The 1,099-nt window shown below is 36.5% G+C and carries 1 protein-coding gene and 2 pseudogenes; all 3 read left to right on the plus strand.

The annotated features are described in order from the left end of the window. Positions 1 to 185 (plus strand): annotated as a pseudogene (locus AC1DPQ_RS28495) (response regulator transcription factor); the annotation flags it as partial. A gap of 10 nt (positions 186 to 195) precedes the next feature. Next, positions 196 to 822, plus strand: coding sequence for a hypothetical protein (locus AC1DPQ_RS28500; RefSeq protein WP_477583235.1), 627 nt, complete (start codon positions 196 to 198; stop codon positions 820 to 822). Positions 823 to 949: 127 nt separating this feature from the next. Next, positions 950 to 1,099, plus strand: a pseudogene (locus AC1DPQ_RS28505) (exonuclease domain-containing protein); the annotation flags it as partial.

Below are 1,099 nucleotides of genomic sequence, written 5' to 3' on the forward strand. Positions count from 1 at the left end.
GGCGTGCTGTGTTTAAAGAGTTAAGGTTAAATCCTGAAACAGCGCGCATCCCTATTATTATGGCATCGGCGAGGTACGATGAAAACTATATCACATCGCAACAATACCATCCCGACGATTATTTAGAAAAACCCTTTAACATGGCAGATTTGCTCCAAAAAGTAAGTGCTTTAACCGAAAATTAAAAAATCAGATATGAAATTAAAATTACTACTATCTCTTCTGTTGTTATGTGCAGCATTATCAATCAAAGTAAAAGCACAAAGCAGACCAGATAAACTCTATTCTATGAGTGGAATTGGCTTTGCATTCCCAATGGGCGAAACTTCGGATTATTTTAAACCAAAATTTTCAACATCTTTAGGTTTAAACTTGGGTTTGGGTAAAGGTGGTTTGTTCTTATACCCTAAAGCAAGTTTACATGCTTTTACTTTTAACCAGATAACGCCAGATGCGGGCTACACCTATACTTTACAAAAAGGCAGGGCAACCACCTACTTGCTAAATGTTGCTTTAGGGTACCGTAAAATTGTAAACAAATGGGCTTTTTATGGTTTTGCAGGTGCTGGTGGCGGTTTTATTCTTACGCCTCAGGCTAGCGTTAATACCACAACCCTGCAGGTTACCCAAGATAATAAATCGAATGGTTTGGGTATTGCCGAAGGTGGGGCCGGTATTGAATATAATATTGGAGGTGCCAATTTATTTGTAGAGGCCAGTTACATGTATGGCTTTAGTAAAATCCAGAACAGGGCTTTTAACACTGTACCGATTTCTATTGGCATCAAACCTAATTTAAGCAAGCTACTAAGTAAACTTTAAATATTTACATACAAAATACCAGAGCGGTTACGTTAAATACATAACCGTTTTTTTTATGCTAAAGAAATAATCAAAATTATTTTCATACTAATTATTTTAGCATAGATTTGTATTTCAAATTAATTTAATGTTATACGCAGTTGTAGATATCGAAACCACTGGTGGTCATGCCTCAGCAAATGGTATTACCGAGGTTGCCATTAACATCCATGATGGCAATGAAATAGTTGAATCTTACACTACCCTAATTAATCCGAAGCAGCCTATACCCGTTTAC

The organism is Pedobacter sp. 01T416_2 (assembly GCF_056398925.1).

What these genes read in the sequence shown, in the direction of transcription:
- AC1DPQ_RS28500 (WP_477583235.1), top strand. Translation starts at nt 196, where the DNA reads ATGAAATTAAAATTACTACTATCTCTTCTGTTGTTATGTGCAGCATTA.